The sequence below is a fragment of the Streptomyces sp. NPDC047042 genome (genome assembly GCF_040644035.1).
Classification (GTDB): Bacteria; Actinomycetota; Actinomycetes; order Streptomycetales; family Streptomycetaceae; genus Streptomyces.
The window spans coordinates 107,066-129,365 of sequence record NZ_JBEYVP010000024.1; the positions used below are offsets into that span (position 1 = coordinate 107,066).

Consider the following 22,300-nt stretch of genomic DNA (forward strand, 5'->3'; position numbering starts at 1 on the left):
CGGGCGTCGTGTCCCCCCGTGGCAGGGGCGCACGCCGGACGACGCACAACAGCGACCTATTCTTCCATGGCCTCTGGTCTGCGCCAAAATCGGCCGTCGGCGGAGGGCCGCCACCCCATGATGGAGAGCGTCTCGCGGTCCTTCTTGTCGAAGGCCGACGCGTCGGTCTGCTCGATCAGGTCGGGTCGGTTGGCCCCCGTACGGCGCAGTGCCTCGTCCCGGCGCCAGCGCGCGATCTTCCCGTGGTGGCCGCTGAGCAGCACGTCCGGGATCTCCCGGCCGCGCCACTGGGGCGGCTTGGTGTAGATCGGCCCCTCCAGGAGGTTGGCCATGGCGCCCGGCGCGAAGGAGTCGTCCCGGTGCGACTCGGCGTTGCCGAGGACCCCGGGCAGCAGCCTCGCGACGGCCTCCGTGATCACCAGTACGGCCGCCTCGCCGCCGGCGAGCACATAGTCGCCGATGGACACCTCGTACACGGGCATCCGGGTGGCGTACTCGTCGATGACACGCCGGTCGATGCCCTCGTAACGGGCAGGCGTGAAGACCAGCCACGGCCGCTCGGACAGTTCGACGGCGAGCGCCTGGGTGAAGGGGCGGCCGCTGGGCGTGGGCACCACGAGCGCGGGGGCCCCGGAGCCGGTCTCGTATCCGTCGGCCAGCACGTCGTCCAGCGCGTCGCCCCAGGGCTCGGTCTTCATGACCATTCCCGGGCCGCCGCCGTAGGGCGTGTCGTCGACGGTGTTGTGGCGGTCGTACGTCCAGTCCCGAAGGTGGTGCACACGCACGTTCAGCTGTCCACGCGCGCGTGCCTTGCCGACGAGCGAGACGTTCAGGGGTTCGAGGTACTCGGGGAAGATCGTGACGACGTCGAGACGCATTACGACTCGTCCCGCGTCGAGGCACTGTGCCCATCAGCGACTTCGTCGCGGGCAGCCCGGTCGTCGATCAGGCCCGGCGGCGGGTCGATGACCGCCCGCTGCTCCTCCAGGTCGATCTCCACGACGATCTCCTCGACGAACGGGATGTACACCTCGCTGCCGTCGGGCCGCTCCACGACGAACAGGTCCTGGGAGGGCAGGTGGGAGATCTCGGTGATGCGCCCGATCTCGGTGCCGTCGGTCAGGACCACGTCCAGGTCCATCAGCTGGTGGTCGTAGTACTCGTCCTCACCCTCGGGCAGTTCCTCGGGGTCGACGTCCGCGATCAGCAGGATGTTGCGCAGGGCCTCGGCGCCGGTCCGGTCGCGTACACCCTCGAAGCGCAGCAGGAGACGGCCGCTGTGGACCCGGCCGGTCTCGATGGTCAGCGGGCCCGCCGCGGCCGGATCGGTGGCCAGGACGGCACCGGGACCGAGCCGCAGTTCCGGCTCGTCCGTACGTACCTCGACGGTGACCTCGCCCTTGATGCCGTGGGCGCGGCCCACGCGCGCGACTACGAGCTGCACTTTCTGAAATCTCCTGTCCTACGACTACGGGCCGGGGACGGCCCATGAGGCCCTCCCCGGCCCGAGCCGGTGCTACGTGGTGATCAGCGAACCTGGTCCACGTCGACAAGGTCGACACGGACACCGCGGCCGCCGATGGCACCCACGACGGTGCGCAGAGCACGTGCGGTACGGCCGTTGCGGCCGATCACCTTACCGAGGTCGTCGGGGTGGACCCTGACCTCCAGAACGCGCCCGCGACGCAGGTCGCGCGAGGCGACCTGCACTTCGTCGGGGTTGTCGACGATGCCCTTCACGAGGTGCTCGAGAGCCTCCTCGAGCATGCTCAGGCCTCGGTCGACGTGGACTCGGCCGCAGCGTCGTCCTTCTTCTCAGCCTTCTTCTTCTGGGTGATGGCCTCACCCTTGCCCGTGTCGTCGCCGCCCAGGGCCTCGAACGACGGGCGCGTGGCCTTGGGAGCGGCCACGAGGAGCGGAGCCGGGGCGGGCAGACCCTTGAACTTCTGCCAGTCGCCGGTCAGCTTGAGGATGGCGAGAACCGGCTCGGTCGGCTGCGCGCCGACACCCAGCCAGTACTGCGCACGCTCGGTGTCGACCTCGATGCGCGAGGGGTTCTGCACCGGGTGGTACAGGCCGATCTCCTCGATGGCCCGGCCGTCACGGCGGGTACGGGAGTCGGCGACGACGATGCGGTAGTGAGGCGAACGGATCTTGCCCAGACGCTTCAGCTTGATCTTGACTGCCACGGGAGTGGGTTCTCCTGGAATTGACGTGGTTGGGCACGGCAAGGTTGCCGCGTGGGGTTGCGGTACCCGAGTGCCCGATGGACGCGTCAGCCGGAGGCGAGAGGGTTCCTGTGCGGCTGTCGAGTACAGCTGGCCATTCTGCCACACCCTGCGGGTTGCCTGAACCGGAGAGCGTTGCCTGGGCCCACGCCTGAGAGGCACCCCGCGACAGGGTGCCGTGGTGGCCGGTCGCGCGTCCCGGCGCCGGCCGGGGTGCCGCTGCCACGCGTGCGCGGCACCCCGACGAGCGTCTCCCACGTGTCCATCCGGCACCCACGAGATGCCGGGTTCGTCCACGTGACGAGGTGGAGCCTCAGGCGGCGCCGGCGATCTCGGGGATCCTGAACGGCTTGCCGCAGCCACCGCACACGATCGGCGCCTGGGCCAGCACCGACGGGACGACGCGCACGTTGCGACCGCAGTCGCAGACCGCCTTGACGCGCACCCCGCCCCCGGAGGAACCGTGCCGGGCGGCCGGCCCGCGGAACGTACGGGTCGTGTCGGAGGTGGTGGCGACGGTGTGCGCCTTCAGGGCCCGCTGCAGCCGCTCCATGGTGGGGCGGTAGCGCCGCTTCGCCTCGGGGTTGAGCGTGACCAGGGAGAAGCCGCTGCTGGGATGCGGTTCCTCCGGGTGGTCCAGGCCCAGCTCCTCGGCGATCGCGAGGAATCTGCGGTTGTGGTATCGGCCGGCCCGGGAGGTGTCGCGGACTCCACGGGCGGCGGCGATGCCATGGACTGCCTCATGCAGCAGTCGCTCGAAGGAGAGCGCGTGTCCGCAGGCGGACGACGACTCTCCGATCAGGGACTCGGGCGCGGCAAGATCGGGCAGCTCGGGGTGGTACCGCTGAATGTCGGCCCACGCCTGCGCCAGCTCTGCGGCGAGAACAGGTGGTGTCTGTGTCGTGCTCACGTAATGACAACGAGCCTGAGTGCCGCTGTGTTCCGATTCCGGGCCATCCCAAATAATTTGCACGTACCCGTCAGTTGCCGCTGATGCGTCCTGACGAGGGCGGGTGCGCTGATCTGCGGAGAAGCCTCACAGCTCATACCAAGCCGGTGCGTAGCCCCACGTACGACCCGGCGCGTAGACGCCGTCCCCACGCCGGGACGCCTGCGGTCGGCCGGTGCGCAAGAGGCGTTTCGGCCGCTCTTGCCCCCACCTCGGTAGGCGCGGGCCACGACGGCGACGTTACCCGGTGCGTCATCGACGCCGGGGACCGACCCGTCCGCGGCGACCAGACACCGTACGGTCCCCCGCGCTCCCCGCTGCAATTGCCTGAGGCGTGCGCACGGGTGCCCTTGCCATGGCGCGATGCTACGGGCCCACGTTGCCGGCATGTGAATTCTTTCCGTGAGCACAGCGAGCACACAACCTCGGCCCGACAACCCCTGGACGACAGGACCCTTGCGGAGTTTCCTGGCATACGGGGGAAGTGCGAGCGCACTGAACGGGGACCACCACATCGAAGAACAGCGGCAACTCTCGGCGGATTGGGGCGCTTTCGATGACACCTACGCTCGTGCGGCAGCACCAGCCCCACACGGGTCCGGCGACCCGTGTGGACCTGTGCACACGCGCGCGTGACTGGTCGGAGATCCAGGAGCGGATGCTCGTACCGCTCTACGAGACCGTCTACGAGCGGCTGGAAGTGAGCAGCGGCACCCGAGTGCTCGGCCTGGGCTGCGGCTCGGGCCTGGCCCTGCTGATGGCGGCCTCCAGAGGCGCCGCCGTCACCGGTGTCGAAACCTCGTCACCGCACCGGCTGAGCCTCGCCCGGCAACGCCTGCTGCCCGAATCGGCGGGTCCACGCGCGCGTGCCGACATCCGGCTCATGGCCAGTCGCCCCGACCGGGAGGAGACTCCCGCCTACACCCTGGTGACCGCGTTCGAACCGATCGGCTGCCTCGCCGGCGACTCCGAGGGCCTCGGCGAGACACTCGCGGCGACGGCGCCCACAGTCGGGCGGGGCACCCCGGTGGTGCTGGCGGGCTGGGGTCCCCCGGAGCGCTGCGCCACGTCGGCCGTACTGCGGGTCGCGGCCCGGCTCGCGGATCCACTGCGCGTCATCGGCGGCTGGCGCCCCTCGCTCCGCGACGACCTGGAGGACGTCGCCCAGCGGGCCGGCCTGCGTCCGGACGGCTCCGGGCGAGTGGCGTGCCCGTTCGGGTACGCGAACATGGCCAGCGCGTTACGCGGGCTCCTGTCGACGGGACTGTTCGACGCGGCGATCGCGGCGACCGGCCAGGAACAGGTGGACAAGGAACTGGCGGAGGCGCTGCATCCGCACCAACGGCGGGACGGAACGATCTGGATGCCGAACGTCTTCCGGTACCTCATCGCCCGGACGGCGTGAAACACCCGTACAGCCCGTAACAGCCACTGCGCCGACCGATCCGCCCAGGCGCCCTTCCCGCGAGGGGCGCCCGAGCGAGGTACGGCAGCTGTCAGCCCATGAACTTCTTGAACTCGTCCGGCAGTTCGAAGTCCTGACCGGCCTGCTGACCCGGCAGACCGAACGCGCCACCCGGAGCGCCCTGAGCACCGGCGGCCCTGCGCGCGGCCTCCTCCTGCTCCTGCTGCTTGCGCTTCATCGGGTTGCCGGAACGCTGCTTGCCCTTGGCCTGCTTGGGCTGCTTCTTCGACCGACCCGGACCGCCGCCCATGCCCGGCATCCCGGGCATCCCCGGCATGCCGCCGCCCTGGGCCATGCGGGACATCATCTTGCGGGCCTCGAAGAACCGCTCGACCAGGCCCTTCACCGCGCTGACGTCGACACCGGAGCCCTTGGCGATACGGGCGCGGCGCGAGCCGTTGATGATCGTCGGCTCCTGGCGCTCGGCCGGGGTCATCGACTTGATGATGGCCGCCGTACGGTCCACATCGCGCTCGTCGAGGTTGTTGATCTGGTCCTTGATCTGCCCCATACCGGGCAGCATGCCGAGCAGCTTGCTGATGCTGCCCATCTTCCTGACCTGCTCCATCTGGGCCAGGAAGTCGTCCAGGGTGAAGTCCTGGCCCTTCTTGGACGCCAGCTTGGAGGCCATTTTCTCGGCCTCTTCCTGACTGAACGTCTTCTCCGCCTGCTCGATCAGGGTGAGCAGGTCACCCATGTCGAGAATGCGGGAGGCCATCCGGTCGGGGTGGAACGCGTCGAAGTCCTCGAGCTTCTCGCCGTTCGACGCGAACATGATCGGCTTGCCGGTCACCGAGGCGATGGAGAGCGCCGCACCACCGCGGGCGTCACCGTCGAGCTTCGACAGGACGACACCGTCGAACCCGACACCGTCCCGGAAGGCCTCGGCCGTGTTCACGGCGTCCTGGCCGATCATCGCGTCGACGACGAAGAGGATCTCGTCGGGCGAGACCGCGTCCCTGATGTCCGCAGCCTGCTGCATCAGCTCCGCGTCGATACCGAGGCGGCCGGCGGTGTCCACGATCACGATGTCGTGGACCTTGGTCTTCGCGAACTCCATGGAGTCCTTGGCGACCTTGACCGGGTCCCCGACCCCGTTGCCCGGCTCGGGCGCGTAGACCGCGACCCCGGCCCGCTCGGCGACGACGCTGAGCTGGTTGACGGCGTTGGGGCGCTGGAGGTCGGCGGCGACGAGGAGGGGCGAGTGCCCCTGGTCCTTGAGCCACTTGCCGAGCTTGCCCGCGAGGGTGGTCTTACCGGCACCCTGGAGACCGGCCAGCATGATGACGGTCGGGGGCTGCTTGGCGAAGCGCAGTCGGCGGGTCTCGCCGCCGAGGATCGTCACGAGCTCTTCGTTGACGATTTTCAGGACCTGCTGAGCGGGGTTCAGGGCCTTGGAGACGTCAGCGCCGAGGGCACGCTCCTTGACGTTCTTGATGAACGTCCGCACGACCGGCAGGGCCACGTCGGCTTCGAGGAGCGCGATACGGATTTCGCGGGCCGTGGCGTCGATGTCCGCTTCGCTGAGCCGGCCCTTGCCCCTGAGGGTCTTGAAAGTCGCTTGCAGGCGGTCAGAAAGAGTATCGAACACGGCGGCGTCGGTCCTTGGGGTCGGCGACAGTTTGGGCTGCCCTCCAGGGTATCCGGCCCCGCAAGCAAATCGTCCCCGCCTGCTTAATCAGCAGGCGGGGACGGAAACCTGTGGGCGGTCACGCCCGCAGTGTCTCCTCCAGCTTCCGTGCCACCGCGGACGCCTCGCTCCCTGGCAGAGGCTCACCCTTGCCTGTGGTCACATAGAAAGCATCGACGGCATTCGACCCCAGCGTGCTGACGTGCATGCTCCGCACCCGCACCCTCGCGTCCTCCAGCGCCCGTCCGATCCGGTGCAGCAGCCCCGGGGCGTCCTGGGCGCGGACCTCGATCACCGTGGCCTGCCGGGATGCCGTCGGATGGACGGTCACCCGCGCCGGCGGCGCCACCACGCCCCGGCGCCGGGGGTAGGCCGCGTCGCGCTCCGCCAGGCGGCCCGCGATGTCCAGGGAGCCGTCCAGGGCCCGTACGAGGTCGGCGCGCAGGCGGGCCGCCTGGGGCAGGGAGCCGTATTCGGCGGCGACGCGCCAGTCGAGGAGCAGGACCGCGCCCTCGACGCCGTCGGGGAGGTCCAGTGCGCGGAGTTCCGCCGTGCGGACGGTCAGCCGGTGCATCGCGAGGACGCCGGCCACGGCGGGCAGGACGCCCGGCTGGTCGGGGACGGCGATCAGGAGTTCGACACCGAGGGGTTCGGGTTCGCCCGCACCCTCCGCCGGGGACTCGGTTTCGGACGCCTCGGCCGGGGGCTCGGTCTGGGCGCGCAGCGACAGCACCGGGCCGCCGGTGCGGAACGCCTCGATGGCGAGCCGTTCCTGTTCGGCGGTGGGCGCGCCGGCCTCGGGTTCCTCGGGGGCGTCTCCGGCGAGCACGGCGGCGACCCGTTTCACCAGGTCGGCGACGAGCGAACCGCGCCACGACGACCAGGCGGCCGGGCCGGTCGCCAGCGCGTCGGACTCGGTGAGCGCGTGGAGGAGCTCCAGGGTGCTCTGCGTGCCGACGGCCTCGGCGACCGAGCGGACGGTGGCCGGGTCCTCCAGGTCGCGCCGGGTGGCGGTGTCGACGAGCAGGAGGTGATGACGTACGAGGGTGGCCAGCACCGCCACGTCGGCGCGGTCGAAGCCGATGCGGGCGGCCACGTCCTTGGCGATGATCTCGCCGGCGACGGAGTGGTCCCCGGGCCAGCCCTTGCCGATGTCGTGGAGGAGCGCGGAGACGAGGAGGAGGTCGGGGCGGCTGACCCGGCGGGTGAACTCGGAGGCGCGGACGGCCGTTTCGATCAGGTGGCGGTCGACCGTCCAGATGTGGACGGCGTTGCGCTGCGGGCGGCAGCGGACCCGCTCCCAGTCGGGCAGGAGGTGGGTGATCAGTCCTTCGGCCTCCAGCGCTTCCCAGACCTCGATGGTGGGGCGGCCGGAGCCCAGCAGGGTGACCAGTTGTTCGCGGGCCTCGGCCGGCCACGGGGTGGGCAGCGGGCGCGCTGCCGCCGCCATGCGGCGGACGGCGTGCAGGGAGAGCGGGAGGCCGGCCTGGGCGGCCGCGGCGGCGGCACGCAGGGGCAGTACGGGGTCGCGGTCGGGGCGCGCGGCGCGGGCGAGCACCACTTCGCCGTCCTGTTCGACGACGCCTTCCGCGAGGGGGGAACGTTCCGGCGCCGGTTTGCCGCCGCCCAGCATGGCGCGCAGGCGCGGGCGTACGGCGCGTGATCGCAGTACGCGCCCCACCTCGCGCCAGGTCACGTCGCTGGCGTACGACACGACGCGTGCCGCCTCGTACACCTGGCGCAGGAGGGTGTCGGCGTCGAGGAGGCCGAGTTCGGCGGCGACCTGGTCCTGTTCCTGGAGGGCGAGGCGATCGGTGGCGCGGCCGGTGGTGAGGTGGAGGGCGTCGCGGACGTCCAGCAGACGGCGGCGCGCGTCGTCGAGGCCTTCGCGGGGGGCGTCGGCGAGCCAGGAGGCCGCGACGGCGCGCAGGGCGGTGGCGTCGCGCAGGCCGCCGCGGGCCTCCTTGAGGTCGGGTTCGAGGAGGTACTGCAGCTCGCCCTGGCGTTCGGCCCGTTCGGCGCAGAGTTCCTGGAGTTCGGGGAGGCGTTTGGGGGCCTGGTTGCGCCAGTCGGCGAGGACGGCGGTGCGCAGGCCGGCCGTGAGGCCGAGGTCGCCGGCCAGGTGGCGGGCGTCCAGCAGGCCCAGCTGGACCTTGAGGTCCTCGCCCGACACCTTGCGGGCCTCGGACGGGGTGCGGACCGAGTGGTCGAGGGCGAGCCCGAGGTCCCAGACGGGGTACCAGAGGCGGTCCGCGAGGGCCGCGACGGCGCCGGAGTCGCTGCCGTCGTGCAGGAGGAGCAGGTCCAGGTCGCTGCGTGGGGAGAGTTCCCCTCTGCCGTAGCCGCCGACGGCGACCAGGGAGACTCCGCGCAGCCCTTGGAGTCCTTCGGCGGCCGCCGTGAACAGGCCGGTCAGCCATTCGTCCGTCAGTTCGGCCAGGGCCGCACGGCGCGGCGGCCCGGACCGCGCCTCCTCGGTGAGGAGGCGCAGCCGGGCCGCCGCATAGCCGCTGGGTCCCGAGTCCTCTGCATCCTTACGCACGTCTGTACTCGTCACCCAGCGACTCCTGTTCTTTTTTGCTGCCTCAGAGCGCGTCCGGGCCGCGCTCGCCGGTCCGGACCCGGACAGCCGTCTCGACCGGGAGGGACCAGACCTTGCCGTCACCGATCTTGCCGGTCCGGGCCGCCTTGACGATGACGTCGATCAGACCCTCGGCGTCGTCGTCCTCGGCGAGGACCTCGATACGGATCTTGGGAACCAGGTCGACCGTGTACTCGGCGCCCCGGTAGACCTCGGTGTGACCCCGCTGACGACCGTAGCCGCTCGCTTCGGTGACCGTCAGCCCGTGGACCCCGAAGGCCTGGAGGGCTTCCTTGATCTCGTCGAGCCGGTGGGGCTTCACAACGGCGGTGATGAGCTTCATGCGTCCACCTTCTTGCTCGCGCCCCCGACACCGGCCGGGACGGACGTACGGGCCGCGCCGCCGCCGGCGCCGCTGAAGTCGTATGCGGTTTCGGCGTGCTCGGCCTGGTCGATGCCGGCGATCTCGTCGTCCTCGGAGACGCGCATGCCGATCGTCTTGTCGAGGAGGAAGGCGAGGATCGCGGAGGCGACCAGGGAGTAGGCGAGGACGGCGAAGACGCCCGCGCACTGCTTCCAGAACTGGTCGAGGCCGCCGCCGTAGAAGAGGCCCTGGGCGTCCGACTGGCCCTTGCCGCTGGCGAAGAAGCCGATGAGCAGGGAGCCGATGACACCGCCGACCATGTGGACACCGACGACGTCGAGGGAGTCGTCGTAACCGAACTTGTACTTGAGGCCGACGGCCATGGCGCACAGCAGACCGGCGATGGCGCCGACGGCGATCGCGCCGATCGGGGTGACCGCACCACCCGAGGGGGTGATGGCGACGAGACCCGCGACCGCGCCGGAGGCGGCGCCCAGCGTGGTGAACGCGCCGTGGCGGATCTTCTCGTAGATGAGCCAGGCGAGCATGGCGGCGGCGGTGGCGACCTGCGTGTTGACGAACATCAGCGAGCCGACGCCGTCGTCGTTGCCCAGCCACGAGCCGGCGTTGAAGCCGAACCAGCCGAACCACAGGAGGCCGGCGCCGAGCATGACCAGCGGGAGGCTGTGCGGGCGCATCGGGTCCTTCTTGAAGCCGACGCGCTTGCCGATGACCAGGATCACGCCGAGCGCCGCGGCACCCGCGTTGATGTGGACCGCCGTACCACCGGCGAAGTCGATGACGCCCAGGTCGAACGCCCAGCCGCCCTCGCCCCAGACCCAGTGGGCCACGGGGAAGTACACGATCGTGGCCCACAGGGCGACGAACAGTGCCCACGCCGAGAACTTGACGCGGTCGGCGATGGCGCCGCTGATCAGGGCCGGCGTGATGATCGCGAACATCATCTGGAAGACCATGAAGGCGAGGACCGGGATGTTGTACGTGCCCCAGAGGTCGCCCTTGTCGATGCCGCTGAGGCCGACGAAGTCCGACGTCCAGCCGATGAGGCTGCCCTTGTCGGTGCCGAACGCGATGGAGAAGCCGTACAGGACCCACAGGATGGTGACGATGCCGATGCTGATAAAGCTCATCATCAACATGTTCAGGGTGCTCTTGACCCGGACCATGCCTCCGTAGAAGAAGGCGAGACCGGGGGTCATGAGCAACACCAGGGCCGAACAGATCAGCATGAACCCGGTGTTCGCGGCAGACAGCTTGGGAGCGTCTGCGGCTAGCGTGATGGCGGCTGGTGCCATCGGCGTCTCCTCGTCATTGGTACGGCCCCGTGCGGGCGAAGCCTGAGCGGATTGAGGGGTGGGCCGGTTATGGGCCAGACATTGACGCAGCGCCGTTTCGGTCGAAGCCCCTCGATGTTTCGGCGACGTGACGAAGGCGCCACCCGTGTTACGCCTAGATGAACTGCCGGAATTCGGGCAGGACGATCGTTATCGTGACGCAATCTTCGGCGAGATGAACCGCCACCACCAATTGAGCAACCCCCACGCCGACCAGCCACTTCCGCGAGAGCGGCGCCGGTTTGGGCGCAAAGAGAAGTCCGGCCGCGGCGGGCCTTCCGATGACCTGGCGGGGGAGCCGAGTCGGGCTGTCGGGAGGGCCTGCCGCGGCCGGGGCTGCGGGGTTTCAGACCGCTTCGGCGGTCTCGGGGAGATTGATCGCGAGCTGGTCCGTCAGGTCGACGACCTCGGTGAGATCCCCGAAATCGCGTACGGCCGTGTCCACGGTCTTTCGAATACGAGTGTTGACCCGCTCGGAGCGCACCCTCTTGGCGATGACCATGGCCTCGGCGGCCAGCACCGTGGCCTGTTCCGGCTCCCGCTGGAGGAGGTGCACGGTCGCCATGCCGATCAGGTTCAGTGCGTACGACCGCTGGTGGTCGGTGTCCTTCGCGAACAGGTCGACGGCGTTGCGCATCAGCGGCTCGGCCATGGAGGCGTAGGTGGGGCTGCGGCCCGCGACATAGGCCAGGTCACGGAAGGAGTGGGAGTTCTCGCCGTACAGCTCGGCCCGGGAGAAGAAGCGGATCCAGTCGGGGTCGGGCTCGTCCCAATCGTGTACATCCGCGAACGTGTCCTCGGCCATCCGCACGGCCCGCTTGCACTTCCCGGGTTGCCCCATATTGGCGTAGGCGCGCGCCTCCATCGCATACAGCATGGCCTGGGTGCGGGGGCTCGCGCAGTCCCGGCTGCCGTACTGCGCGAGATGGATCAGTTCGAGGGCGTCGTCGGGCCGGCCGAGGTGGATCATCTGGCGGCTCATGGACGACAGGATGTACGAGCCCAGCGGCTTGTCGCCGGCCTCCTTGGCCGCGTGCAGGGCCAGGACGAAGTACTTCTGGGCGGTCGGCTGGAGTCCCACGTCGTACGACATCCAGCCGGCGAGTTCGGCCAGCTCGGCGGCGACCTTGAACAGCTTGCGGGTGGTGGCCTCGGGCTGGGGCTCCTGGAGGAGGTCCGTCACCTCGTGCAGCTGGCCGACGACCGCCTTGCGGCGCAGGCCGCCGCCGCACTGCGCGTCCCACTGCCGGAACATCGCGGTGGTGGACTCCAGCAGCTCCAGCTCGGGCTTGGAGAGACGCCCGGCCCGACGCGCGGCGGACGGGTGTTCGGGCTCCTCGGGCGGGGCAGGGGGCACCGGGACGAGCCAGCGCTGCATGGGCTCGATCAGGGTGGGGCCGGCGGAGAGGGACAGGGCGGTCCCGAGGAAGCCGCGGCGCGCCAGCATCAGGTCGCTGCGGGAGAACTCGCTGAGCAGGGCGACGGTCTGGGGAGCCGTCCAGGGCAGGTCGACGCCGGAGGCGGACGGGGACTGGCGGGCGGTGCGCAGTCCGAGGTCCTCGACGGAGACGACGCAGCCGAACCGCTCGGAGAACAGCTCGGACAGGATGCGCGGGATCGGTTCGCGCGGGTTCTCCCCGTCGAGCCAGCGCCGGACCCGGGAGGTGTCCGTCGAGATGTGGTTGGCACCCAACTGGCGTGCCCGCCGGTTCACTTGGCGTGCCAGCTCGCCCTTGGACCAGCCGCTGCGCACGAACCACGAGCCGAGCAGCTCGTTCGGGCGCTTGTCGGTGCTGGCCGCGGTCGTCGCGCTTCCGCCGTTGCCGGTCACTTGAACGCCCCCATCCCTGAGACCTCTTGCCGCCGAGTGCGCCAAGCCCTATCAGAATGCCGGTAAATAGGCCTCGCGTCCGCCAGTTCTCACCCTTCGAACGGGAAGCCGACTTGCCTCCGGCATACCCACAAGCGCATGTGCCCCAAGGCCTCGCACACTCAAAGTAATCCTACGATCACGGCTCCGGCCATGGCGATCCAGGAAACGCCACCATTCGCCACCCCTTCGAATGAACTCACGGTCGCCTGCGCAGGATTCACTTGACAGTGGACGGTCGGGAGTGGGCGGAGCGATGCACGCGAGGGCGCGCACCGCCGAGCGCACCACCCGGGGCACCTCTGGGCGCCGACTGGAACGGGCGGCGGCGGGCAGGGGTGTCGATCAGTCGGAGACACAGGGTTACGTTCTGCTCGCAGTTCGTAACCACCGGTGCGTCGGACCCGTTGGAGGGGGCATGGGCTTCACGATCGGCAGCAGCCGGGGTATCCGCGAGATCCGTCCCGGTACGCGCCGCCGCGGCCGGTCCTCCGAGTGCACCGCCGTGGCCGAGTACACCGGCCTGTGGGGCTGGGACGTGATCGCGGGGGCCCGAGCGGCCGGCGGCGCCTGTTCCTGCGGCCTGACCGACTGCCCCGAGCCTGGCGCCCATCCACTGAGCTTCGCCCCTCGCGTCGCGGCCGGCGCCACCCTCGACGAAGTCACCGACAGCTGGGGCCAGTTCCCCGGCGCCGCCGTCATGCTCCCCGTGGGCCGCGCCTTCGACGTGATCGAGGTCGCCGAACCGGCCGGCCGCCACGCCCTGGTCCGTCTGGAGCGCATGGGCCTGCCCCTCGGCCCCGTCACGGCCACCCCGCAGGGCCGCGCCCAGTTCTTCGTCGCCCCCGGCGCCGCCGCCGAACTCCCGGCGCTCCTCTATCGCATGGGCTGGGACGACGCGACGCTCGACCTGCACGGCCTGGGCACCGGTACGTATCTCACGGCGCCCCCCTCCGACCGGGGCGGCCTCGGCCCGGTCACCTGGCTGCGCCCGCCCGCACTGGACACGGCGACGAGGCCTCCGGCGGCCGGGCTGCTGCTGGGGACGCTCGCCTACGTGGCGCACCGGTCACGGGCGTAACGCCCGGGCCGCACGGCAAAGGCGCCCGTCCCCCACTGCACCTGGGGGCGGGCGCCTCTCCACGCGCCTACGGATTTCCGGAGGCGGTGATCAGTCCGGAGATCGATGCGGTGATCACTCTCCGACAAGGGCGTCAACGAAGGCCTCCGGCTCGAACGGAGCCAGGTCGTCGGCCCCCTCTCCGAGCCCGATCAGCTTCACCGGCACGCCCAGCTCGCGCTGTACGGCGATGACGATGCCGCCCTTGGCTGTGCCGTCGAGCTTGGTGAGCACGATGCCGGTGATGTCGACGACCTCGGCGAAGACCCGGGCCTGGACGAGCCCGTTCTGCCCGGTCGTGGCGTCCAGCACGAGCAGCACCTCGTCCAGCGGGGCGTGCTTCTCGACGACGCGCTTGACCTTGCCGAGCTCGTCCATGAGCCCGGTCTTGGTGTGCAGCCGTCCGGCGGTGTCGATCAGTACGACGTCGGCGCCGGCCTCGATGCCCTCCTTGACGGCGTCGAAGGCGATCGAGGCGGGGTCACCGCCCTCGGGGCCGCGCACGGTCCGGGCACCGACCCGGTCGCCCCAGGTCTGGAGCTGGTCGGCGGCGGCGGCCCGGAAGGTGTCGGCGGCACCGAGAACGACGTTCCTGCCGTCGGCGACGAGTACCCGCGCGAGCTTGCCGGTGGTGGTGGTCTTGCCGGTGCCGTTGACGCCGACGACCATCACGATGCCCGGGGTGTCGAGGTTGGAGTCGGTCTTCACCGCCCGGTCGAACCCGGGTTCGAGAATCTTGAGCAGTTCCTCGCGCAGCAGCCCGCGCAGCTCGGCGGGCGTGCGCGTGCCGAGCACCTTCACGCGTTCGCGCAGCCGCTCGACGAGTTCCTGGGTGGGCTGGACGCCGACGTCGGCGGTGAGGAGGGTGTCCTCGACCTCCTCCCAGGTCTCGTCGTCGAGGTGCTCGCGCGCGAGAAGCGTGAGCAGCCCCTTGCCGAGCGCGTTCTGCGACCGGGAGAGCCGGGCGCGCAGCCGGACCAGCCGGCCCGCGGTGGGCTCCGGCACCTCGACGGCGGGTACGGGAGGTTCCTCGACGGCGACGGACGAGCCGTCCGCGCCCCCCGGTAGATCCACCTCCTCTATCGTGCGGCGCGGTTCGTCGCGCGGCGTCTCGGCCTCGTCGCCGACGTGCGGCTCGGCCGGAGGGGCGGTGAGGTCGGGTGTCGTGGGGGGCGCCGGGGGCAGCGGCTTCTTCCTGCGGCTGCCGACGACGAGCCCACCGAGCACACCGAGCACGACCACGGCGATGACTACAGCAAGGATGATGGTTTCCATAGCATCGACCAGTATGCGTGACCTCCCGCTCGGACGTTCGTTGTCCGTGCGGGGCCGCGCGCCCCACCGGGCCGGGCTGGCCCGCCGTCCGGCCTTGAGCCGGCCGGGAAGCCCCCAGGGGCGGAGTCACAGCGGCACCAGTATGCGGAAGCCGCCGGGTACGCGAAGTGGCGTCCCCAGGGTGGTCACGACCCATCCGGTGGGCCGTGACACACCCTTCCCACCGACTGCGCCCAACATCATGCATGACCGCCCCCTGGCTAGCTGACGACCCGTCAGTTACCGTCCCCTCCACACCGCCGACGAAGGGGATCGGTCCCATGCCCGTCACCGTCGTACGTTTCAACCTGGTCGCCCCCGACGCCACCCCCGCCGAGCTGCGCGCCCGCTACCGGGCCGCGGTCGAGATGGCCGCGTACGCCGACGCCCATGGCATCACCACCGTCCAGACCGAGGAGCACCACGGCGTCGCCAACAACTGGCTGCCGTCGCCGTTCGTCTTCGCGGCGGCGGTGTTCGGGGCGACGCGGCGGATCGCGGTGACGGTGTCCGCGGTGATCGGCCCGTTGCACGACCCCCTGCGGCTCGCCGAGGACATCGCCGTACTGGATCTGCTGAGCGGCGGGCGGCTGGTCACGGTCGCCGGGATCGGCTACCGGCCCGAGGAGTACGCCCACTTCGGCGCCGACTGGAAGCGGCGCGGCAAGCTCCAGGACGAGCTGCTGGAGACCCTGCTGAAGGCGTGGACCGGGGAGGAGTTCACGTACCGGGGCCGTACGGTACGGGTGACTCCGCGTCCGTGCACCGAGCCGCATCCGCTGCTCCTGGTGGGCGGCTCGTCGAAAGCGGCGGCGAGGAGGGCGGCCCGGCTCGGGCTCCCGCTCTTCCCCAGCGCGCACCTGCCCGAGCTGGAGGCCTACTACAAGGAGCGGCTCGTCGAGTACGGCACGGAGGGCTGGACGATGATGCCGGCCGCCGAGACGCCGCTGCTGCACGTCGCCGAGGATCCGGACCGGGCGTGGGCGGAGCACGGCCGTCACTTCCTGCACGAGGCCCGGACGTACGCCTCCTGGCAGTCCGGTGACATCCGGTCCGCCGTGAAGTCGGCGGCCACGACGGTCGAGGAGCTGCGGGCGGAGGGCGTGTACCGGATCCTGACGCCCGAGGAGTGCGTGGCGCAGGGGCTGGACAACTACGTGCTGCATCCGCTGTCGGGCGGTATGCCGGTGGAGGAGGGCTGGCGGAGCCTGCGGCTGTTCGGCGAGCGGGTGGTGCCGGCCCTGGCGGCAGGCTGACCGTTCCGGTAGACCGTCGTCCCGGCTCGGGCAGTGGCCGAGCCGGGACGACGGCGGGTACGGGGAGCAGGGCGGCGGGGACTTGCCCCTCTCCCCGGGTCGTGGGGAGGTCCGGGCTAGCCCATCTCCTCCAGCGTCTTGCCCTTCGTCTCCTTGACGAATTTGAGGACGAACGGGATCGAGAGCGCGGCGAAGACCGTGTAGATCACGTAGGTGGCGGAGAGGTTCCAGTCGGCCAGGGACGGGAAGCTCGCGGTGATGGCCCAGTTGGCGATCCACTGGGCGGCGGCGGCCACGCCCAGGGCGGCGGCGCGGATCCTGTTCGGGAACATCTCGCCGAGGAAGACCCAGACGACGACACCCCAGGAGAGGGCGAAGAAGAGCACGAAGACATGGGCGGCGACCAGCGCGATCCAGCCCTGGGTGGCGGGCAGCTTGCCGTCGACGAGGTCGAAGGAGAAGGCCCAGGCCTCCAGCGCGAGCCCGGCGACCATGCCGACGGAACCGATGAGCGCGAGGGGGCGGCGGCCGATCCGGTCGACGAAGATCATGGCGATCACGGTGCCGACGATGTTGATGATCGACGTGGTGAAGGAGTAGAAGAACGAGTCCGTGGGGTCGACGCCGACCGACTGCCAGAGCGTCGAGGAGTAGTAGAACGCCACGTTGATGCCGACGAACTGCTGGAAGACCGAGAGTCCGATACCGATCCAGACGATCGGCTTGAAGAAGAAGGAACCGCCGAGCAGGTCCCGGAAGCTCGACTTGTGCTCCCTCTTCATGGCCTGTTCGATCTCGGCAACCCGGGCGTCCAGGTCCGCGTGGTCGCCCTCGACCTCGCGCAGCACCTCACGGGCGCGGTCGTCCCGGCCGACGGAGATCAGGAAGCGGGGCGACTCGGGGATGGCGAAGGACAGCAGCCCGTACAGCACCGCCGGTACGACCATCACACCGAGCATGACCTGCCAGGCCTCCACGCCGAGCAGCTCACCGCGCTGGTCACCGCCCGCCGCGTTGAGGATGCCCCAGTTGACCAGCTGCGAGATGGCGATGCCGACGACGATCGCGGCCTGCTGGAAGGACCCGAGCCGTCCCCGGTACGCGGCCGGGGCGACCTCGGCGATGTAGGCGGGGCCGATGACGGAGGCCATGCCGATGGCGAAGCCGCCGACGATCCGCCAGAAGGCGAGGTCGTACAGCGCGAAGGGCAGCGCGGAGCCGACGGCGCTGATCGTGAAGAGCACGGCGGAGATCTGCATGCAGCGGATACGGCCGATGCGGTCGGCCATGCGTCCGGCGGTGGCCGCCCCGATGGCACAGCCGATCAGCGCGATGGCGATGACCTGCGCGAGGGCCGCCGAGCCGACGTCGTAGCGGCTGCGGACGGCCTCGACGGCGCCGTTGATCACGGCACTGTCGTAGCCGAACAGGAATCCGCCCATCGCGGCCGCCGCCGCGATGAAGATGACGTGCCCGAGATGCTCGGGGTGAGCCGTCACGGCTCTTGACGTGTGGGTCTGCTCAGCGCTGGTCACGTACGACTCCTCCCAGATATGTGGTACCTGAAGGTAAAAACGACATTGCCGAGACTATGCCTTCAAGTTTCGAAATCAAGAGCGCGAACCGTGTGAGATAGAAGCCATCGACAACCGGCTTGCCTTCAAGTGTTGAAGAAGGAAAGGAGGGTAGACGAACCGGCTAGCGGAGCCGCTGTGAGATCACCTTCGACACGCCGTCCCCCTGCATGGAGACGCCGTACAGCGCGTCGGCGACCTCCATCGTGCGCTTCTGGTGCGTGATCACGATGAGCTGCGAGGCTTCCTGGAGCTCCTGCATGATGCGGATCAGCCGCTGGAGGTTGGTGTCGTCGAGGGCCGCCTCGACCTCGTCCATCACATAGAACGGGCTCGGCCTGGCCTTGAAGATCGACACCAGCAGCGCCACGGCCGTGAGGGAACGCTCGCCGCCGGAGAGCAGCGAAAGCCGCTTGACCTTCTTGCCCGGCGGCCGGGCCTCCACATCCACGCCGGTGGTGAGCATGTTGTCGGGGTCGGTCAGGATCAGCCGCCCCTCACCGCCGGGGAACAGCCGGCTGAAGACACCCTCGAACTGCACGGCCGTGTCCCGGTACGCCTCGGTGAAGACCTGCTCGACCCGCTCGTCGACCTCCTTCACCACCTGAAGCAGATCCAGGCGGGTCTTCTTCAGGTCCTCGAGCTGCTCGCTGAGGAACTTGTGGCGTTCCTCCAGCGCCGCGAACTCCTCCAGGGCCAGCGGATTGACCTTGCCGAGCTGCTGGTAGGCCCGCTCGGTCGCCTTGAGCCGCTTCTCCTGTTCGGCGCGGTGGAACTGCTTCGGCTGGTTGCGCGGGTGCTCCGGATCCTCGGGCAGCTCCTCGCCCTCGGCGGGGGGCGAGGGCGGCACCAACTGGTGCGGGCCGTACTCGGCCACCAAGCCCTCCGGTTCCACACCGAGTTCCTCCAGCGCCTTGGTCTCCAGCTGCTCGATCCGCAGCCGCTTCTCGGCGCCGAGTACCTCGCCCCGGTGCATCGAATCCGTCAACTTGTCGAGTTCGGCCTTGAGATCACGGCCGGCGACGCGGGCGGCGGTCAGCTCCTGCTCCCGCCGGGCCTTGGCGGCGTCGGCCGCGGCTCGTTCCTCGTCGGCGCGGGAGAGGGAGACCTCGACGTGCGCGAGCAGTTGCCGCGCCCCGGAGGCGACGGCTTCGGCGACGGACGCCTCGTGTCTCAGCCGCGCCCGCCGCTGCTCGGCACGCGCGCGTGCCTCCCGCTCGGCACGCGCGGCCCGGTCGAGCGAGTCGGCCCTACCGGCCAGCCCCTTGACCCGCTCCTCGTGGGTACGGACCTGGAGCCGGGCCTCCATCTCGGTCTGCCGCGCGTTGGCACCGTCGGCGGCGAGCCGGTCCCGCACACCTGTGTCGGGCTCCTCCTCGACGGGCATCTCCTCGGCCACAGCCAGCCGCTCCGCGAGCTCCTCGGCATCCTGTACGGCACGGTCGAGCGCCTCCTGCGCGCGCGCCGCGGCCGCGGTGGACCTCTCGGCCTCTCCCGCGGCGCCCCTGGCCTGCCCGGCGAGCCGCCCGAGCTGCTGGGCGACGGCCGACTTCTCCCGGTCGGCGGCCCGCCGCCGCTCCCCCAGCTCCTCGACGAACCGGGCGCACTCCTTGCGGCGCTCCCCGGCGAGCCGCTGCCGCTCCGCCAACTCCTCGCACCGCACGGCCAGTTCGTCGAGCTCGGCGGCGGCCTCGTCGACGGAGGCCTGCACTTCCAGCAGACTCGGCGCCCCGGCGGAACCGCCGTGCGCGAAGTGGGCGCCCAGCAGATCGCCTTCGGCGGTCACAGCGGTCAACTCGGGCCGCGCGTAGACCAGTTCCTCAGCGTCCTCAAGTGTCCCGACGACCACGATCCCACGCAGCAACCGGCGTACGGCGGGCATGAGCTCGCCGGGCCCACGGACGAGATCGGCAGCGAGGGGCGCTCCGCCGGGCCCCCGCCCCGGGGCGACCGCACGATCACCGGGCGCGGAGCCGTGACCGCCGACGGCGCCGGCATCACAGGCATCGTCGGAAGAACGAACCCCGCCCGAACCGGAGCCCCAGCCCGAGGCGGCCACACGATCACCGGGCGCGGAACCATGACCGTCGGCGCCGGCATCACTGGCATCGCCGGCATCGCTGGAGGAACGCCCCCCAGCCGGACCGGAGCCACCGCCCAGGGCGACCGCACGATCACCGGGCGCGGAGCTACGACCGTCGACGGCGCCGGCATCACCGGCACCAATGGAAGAACGAACCCCGGCCGGGTCGAAGCCCCCGCCCGAGGCGACGCCACGATCACCAGGTGCGGAACCATGACCGTCGACGGCGTCAGCATCACCCGCCACACCAGCATCACTGGAGGAACGAGCCCCGGCCGAACCGGAGCCCCCGCCCAGGGCGACCGCACGACCACCGGGCGCGGAACCATGACCGTCCACGGCGCCGGCATCGCCGGCCTCACTCGCATCGGCGGCGTCACTCGAGGGACTAACCCCGCCCGAGGCGGCTCCCCCGCCCGGACCCCCGGGGCCTGGGACCGGCTCCCCGAGGGCACCAGTGCCCCGCCCGTGCACGGCGCCGGGCCCTCCCGGCGTGGGCGCCTGCGGCCCCTGTCCCGTACCGGGACGGCGCGAGTGATCGTCGCCCGCCGAACCGCCTCGCTCCCCCGGACCGGCGCCGGCCCCCGGTCCCCGCAGGCCACCCCCCGTTTCCGCCGGAGCCGTAGCCTCCTCCGGAGCCCCCGCCAGGAGTAGCGAGGCGCGTCCGCCGTCCTGCTTGCGCAGGAGGCGGATCGCGGAGGCCGCCGAGGCCGGGGTGGTCACCGCGATCGCGTCCGCCGCCGCGCCGAAGGCGGCGGCCACGGCGACCTCGTGGCCGGGGGTGACCGTCAGCAGTTCCGCCGCCGGGCCGAGCAGGCCGGTGAGGTTCTCCCGCGCGGCCAGCAGTACGCCCGTGCCGTCCTTGCGGCGCAGACCGAGGGCCAGGGCCTCGTGGCGGGCCTGGGTGGCGGCGCGTCGGCGTTCCGCCGCCGTGGCGGCCTCACGAGCAGCCGTGAGTGCCGCTTCCGCGTCGGCCAGGGCGGCCTTCGCCGTGTCGTGCCGTTCCGCGAGGTCCGCGTCGCCCGCGTCGAGGCCGTCGACCTCGGCCTGCAGGGCCTCGTACTCCTCCTGGGCGGTGACCGCCCGTTCCTGGGCCTCGTCGCGGGCGGCGGCGAGCCGGTCGATCTCGGCCTGGGCGCTGGCCGCACGCGAGCGGGCGGCGTTGACCTGGCCGTTCAGCCGGGCCAGGCCCTCGCGGCGGTCGGCGATGGCGCGGGCCACGTCCTTCAGACGCCGTTCCTCGACCACGAGTTCCCGCTCGAGATCGGCCCGGTGCGCGACCGTGTCCTCCAGCGCGTGCTCGGCGGCCTCCAGGGCCGCTTCGAGTTCGGCCTCCTGCTCGCGGATGCGCGCGGCCTCGCGCTCCATGTCCTCGGGCTCGCGCCCCCGCCGCTCCTCGGCGGGCGCGGAGGTGGCGCTCTTCACGCGCGCGTCGGCCAGCGAGACGGTGCCGCGCACCCGCTCGGCGAGCTGGGACAGCTCGTACCAGGTCTGCTGCGCGCGCTGGAGGCGCGGGGTGAGCTGCCGTACCTCGTCCTCCAGCTGCGCCTCGCGCTGGAGGGCCTTCTTCAGCTCGGCCTCCGTCGTCTCCTTGCGTTCCTTGAGCGCGGCCTCGTCCGCGACCTCCGTCTGGAGCGCCCCCCGCAGCCGTACGAGATCGTCGGCGAGGAGTCGGAGCCGGGCGTCGCGCAGGTCCGCCTGGATGACCGCGGCCCGGCGCGCGACGGCCGCCTGCCGTCCCAGCGGCTTCAGCTGGCGGCGCAGTTCGTCGGTGAGGTCCTGGACGCGGGCGAGGTTCGCCTGCATCGCGTCCAGCTTGCGCAGCGCCTTCTCCTTGCGCTTGCGGTGCTTGAGGACCCCGGCCGCCTCCTCGATGAAGGCGCGGCGGCCCATGGGGTCCGCGTGCAGTACGGAGTCCAGCTGGCCCTGGCCGACGATCACATGCATCTCGCGGCCGATGCCGGAGTCGGACAGCAGTTCCTGGATGTCGAGGAGGCGGCAGGTGTCGCCGTTGATCTGGTACTCGCTGCCGCCGTTGCGGAACATGATCCGCGTGATGGTGACCTCGGCGTACTCGATGGGCAGCGCGCCGTCGGAGTTGTCGATGGTGAGGGACACCTCGGCGCGGCCGAGCGGCGGGCGCCCGGTGGTGCCGGCGAAGATGACGTCCTCCATCTTGCCGCCGCGCAGCGACTTGGCGCCCTGCTCGCCCATGACCCAGCTGAGCGCGTCGACGACGTTCGACTTGCCCGAGCCGTTCGGCCCCACGACGCACGTGATGCCCGGCTCGAACCGGAGTGTGGTCGCCGAGGCGAACGACTTGAACCCGCGGAGGGTCAGGGCCTTGAGGTGCACGCCGCTGGACTCTACCTTCCGCCGGTATGTCACACGATGAACCCCTGGATACCCCCCGGCGGTTTCACCGATGAACGTGCAGGGCACATCAGACGTTAAGGAGAGTGGAGAACTTGGGGAGGCCCACTCGACAAATAAAGAAGGGACGCCGAAGCG

Annotated in this window: 16 protein-coding genes; 3 read left to right on the plus strand and 13 right to left on the minus strand. The window is 70.8% G+C overall.

The features are described 5' to 3' along the window. Window positions 1-56: 56 nt before the first annotated feature. The 5 genes from trmD to ABZ855_RS27475 all read right to left on the minus strand — a co-directional run bounded on the left by trmD (window position 57) and on the right by ABZ855_RS27475 (window position 3,138). A complete protein-coding gene (gene trmD / locus ABZ855_RS27455) occupies window positions 57-878 on the minus strand; it encodes a tRNA (guanosine(37)-N1)-methyltransferase TrmD (RefSeq protein WP_360811214.1) in 822 nt (273 codons plus the stop codon). Continuing rightward, the gene (gene rimM / locus ABZ855_RS27460; protein WP_360811216.1) at window positions 878-1,444 is read right to left on the minus strand and encodes a ribosome maturation factor RimM; all 567 of its coding nucleotides are present in this window, start codon (window positions 1,442-1,444) and stop codon (window positions 878-880) included. The genes trmD and rimM overlap by 1 nt, the downstream gene beginning before the upstream one ends. A gap of 83 nt (window positions 1,445-1,527) precedes the next feature. After that, window positions 1,528-1,767: an RNA-binding protein gene (locus tag ABZ855_RS27465; RefSeq protein WP_006373563.1), complete on the minus strand. Its 240-nt coding sequence runs from the start codon at window positions 1,765-1,767 to the stop codon at window positions 1,528-1,530. 2 nt (window positions 1,768-1,769) lie between these two features. After that, window positions 1,770-2,189, minus strand: a complete 420-nt coding sequence (gene rpsP, locus ABZ855_RS27470) for a 30S ribosomal protein S16 (RefSeq protein ID WP_319209782.1) — start codon at window positions 2,187-2,189, stop codon at window positions 1,770-1,772. A 352-nt stretch (window positions 2,190-2,541) separates the two neighbouring features. Continuing rightward, the gene (locus ABZ855_RS27475) at window positions 2,542-3,138 is read right to left on the minus strand and encodes a hypothetical protein (protein WP_360811219.1); all 597 of its coding nucleotides are present in this window, start codon (window positions 3,136-3,138) and stop codon (window positions 2,542-2,544) included. Window positions 3,139-3,733: 595 nt separating this feature from the next. On the opposite strand from ABZ855_RS27475, the gene ABZ855_RS27480 reads away from it, so the two are divergent. Next, a complete protein-coding gene (locus ABZ855_RS27480) occupies window positions 3,734-4,582 on the plus strand; it encodes an SAM-dependent methyltransferase (RefSeq protein ID WP_360811221.1) in 849 nt (282 codons plus the stop codon). A 91-nt stretch (window positions 4,583-4,673) separates the two neighbouring features. Here the strand turns inward: ABZ855_RS27480 and ffh are convergent, their stop codons facing one another. The 5 genes from ffh to ABZ855_RS27505 form a co-directional block, all read right to left on the minus strand. Further along, on the minus strand, window positions 4,674-6,233 hold the full coding sequence (gene ffh, locus ABZ855_RS27485) for a signal recognition particle protein (RefSeq protein ID WP_360811223.1): 1,560 nt from the start codon (window positions 6,231-6,233) through the stop codon (window positions 4,674-4,676). A 118-nt stretch (window positions 6,234-6,351) separates the two neighbouring features. Further along, window positions 6,352-8,829: a [protein-PII] uridylyltransferase gene (locus tag ABZ855_RS27490; protein WP_360811225.1), complete on the minus strand. Its 2,478-nt coding sequence runs from the start codon at window positions 8,827-8,829 to the stop codon at window positions 6,352-6,354. Between the two features lie 28 nt (window positions 8,830-8,857). Next, on the minus strand, window positions 8,858-9,196 hold the full coding sequence (locus ABZ855_RS27495) for a P-II family nitrogen regulator (RefSeq protein WP_006379495.1): 339 nt from the start codon (window positions 9,194-9,196) through the stop codon (window positions 8,858-8,860). Beyond that, window positions 9,193-10,533 carry an ammonium transporter gene (locus ABZ855_RS27500; RefSeq protein ID WP_360811227.1) on the minus strand — a complete coding sequence of 447 codons (1,341 nt, stop codon included), beginning with the start codon at window positions 10,531-10,533 and terminating at the stop codon, window positions 9,193-9,195. Before ABZ855_RS27500 ends, ABZ855_RS27495 begins: the two co-directional genes overlap by 4 nt. A 385-nt stretch (window positions 10,534-10,918) precedes the next feature. Next, a complete protein-coding gene (locus tag ABZ855_RS27505) occupies window positions 10,919-12,403 on the minus strand; it encodes a hypothetical protein (RefSeq protein WP_360811229.1) in 1,485 nt (494 codons plus the stop codon). A 457-nt stretch (window positions 12,404-12,860) separates the two neighbouring features. On the opposite strand from ABZ855_RS27505, the gene ABZ855_RS27510 reads away from it, so the two are divergent. Beyond that, window positions 12,861-13,523 carry a bifunctional DNA primase/polymerase gene (locus tag ABZ855_RS27510; protein WP_360811231.1) on the plus strand — a complete coding sequence of 221 codons (663 nt, stop codon included), beginning with the start codon at window positions 12,861-12,863 and terminating at the stop codon, window positions 13,521-13,523. A 114-nt stretch (window positions 13,524-13,637) separates the two neighbouring features. Here the strand turns inward: ABZ855_RS27510 and ftsY are convergent, their stop codons facing one another. Beyond that, a complete protein-coding gene (gene ftsY, locus ABZ855_RS27515) occupies window positions 13,638-14,837 on the minus strand; it encodes a signal recognition particle-docking protein FtsY (protein WP_360811233.1) in 1,200 nt (399 codons plus the stop codon). A gap of 320 nt (window positions 14,838-15,157) precedes the next feature. Between ftsY and ABZ855_RS27520 the strand changes: the two genes are divergently transcribed. Next, window positions 15,158-16,132: an LLM class flavin-dependent oxidoreductase gene (locus ABZ855_RS27520; RefSeq protein ID WP_360811235.1), complete on the plus strand. Its 975-nt coding sequence runs from the start codon at window positions 15,158-15,160 to the stop codon at window positions 16,130-16,132. A 116-nt stretch (window positions 16,133-16,248) separates the two neighbouring features. On the opposite strand, the gene ABZ855_RS27525 is transcribed toward ABZ855_RS27520, so the two are convergent. After that, window positions 16,249-17,631, minus strand: coding sequence for a sugar porter family MFS transporter (locus ABZ855_RS27525; RefSeq protein ID WP_360811314.1), 1,383 nt, complete (start codon window positions 17,629-17,631; stop codon window positions 16,249-16,251). A gap of 199 nt (window positions 17,632-17,830) precedes the next feature. Next, entirely contained in the window at window positions 17,831-22,144 is a 4,314-nt protein-coding gene (locus ABZ855_RS27530) for an AAA family ATPase (RefSeq protein ID WP_360811237.1), read from the minus strand. Between the last annotated feature and the right edge of the window lie 156 nt (window positions 22,145-22,300).

What these genes read in the sequence shown, in the direction of transcription:
- ABZ855_RS27495 (WP_006379495.1), bottom strand. Translation starts at nt 9,196, where the DNA reads ATGAAGCTCATCACCGCCGTTGTGAAGCCCCACCGGCTCGACGAGATC.
- trmD (WP_360811214.1), bottom strand. Translation starts at nt 878, where the DNA reads ATGCGTCTCGACGTCGTCACGATCTTCCCCGAGTACCTCGAACCCCTG.
- ABZ855_RS27520 (WP_360811235.1), top strand. Translation starts at nt 15,158, where the DNA reads ATGCCCGTCACCGTCGTACGTTTCAACCTGGTCGCCCCCGACGCCACC.
- ABZ855_RS27465 (WP_006373563.1), bottom strand. Translation starts at nt 1,767, where the DNA reads ATGCTCGAGGAGGCTCTCGAGCACCTCGTGAAGGGCATCGTCGACAAC.
- ftsY (WP_360811233.1), bottom strand. Translation starts at nt 14,837, where the DNA reads ATGGAAACCATCATCCTTGCTGTAGTCATCGCCGTGGTCGTGCTCGGT.
- ABZ855_RS27500 (WP_360811227.1), bottom strand. Translation starts at nt 10,533, where the DNA reads ATGGCACCAGCCGCCATCACGCTAGCCGCAGACGCTCCCAAGCTGTCT.
- ABZ855_RS27480 (WP_360811221.1), top strand. Translation starts at nt 3,734, where the DNA reads ATGACACCTACGCTCGTGCGGCAGCACCAGCCCCACACGGGTCCGGCG.
- ABZ855_RS27510 (WP_360811231.1), top strand. Translation starts at nt 12,861, where the DNA reads ATGGGCTTCACGATCGGCAGCAGCCGGGGTATCCGCGAGATCCGTCCC.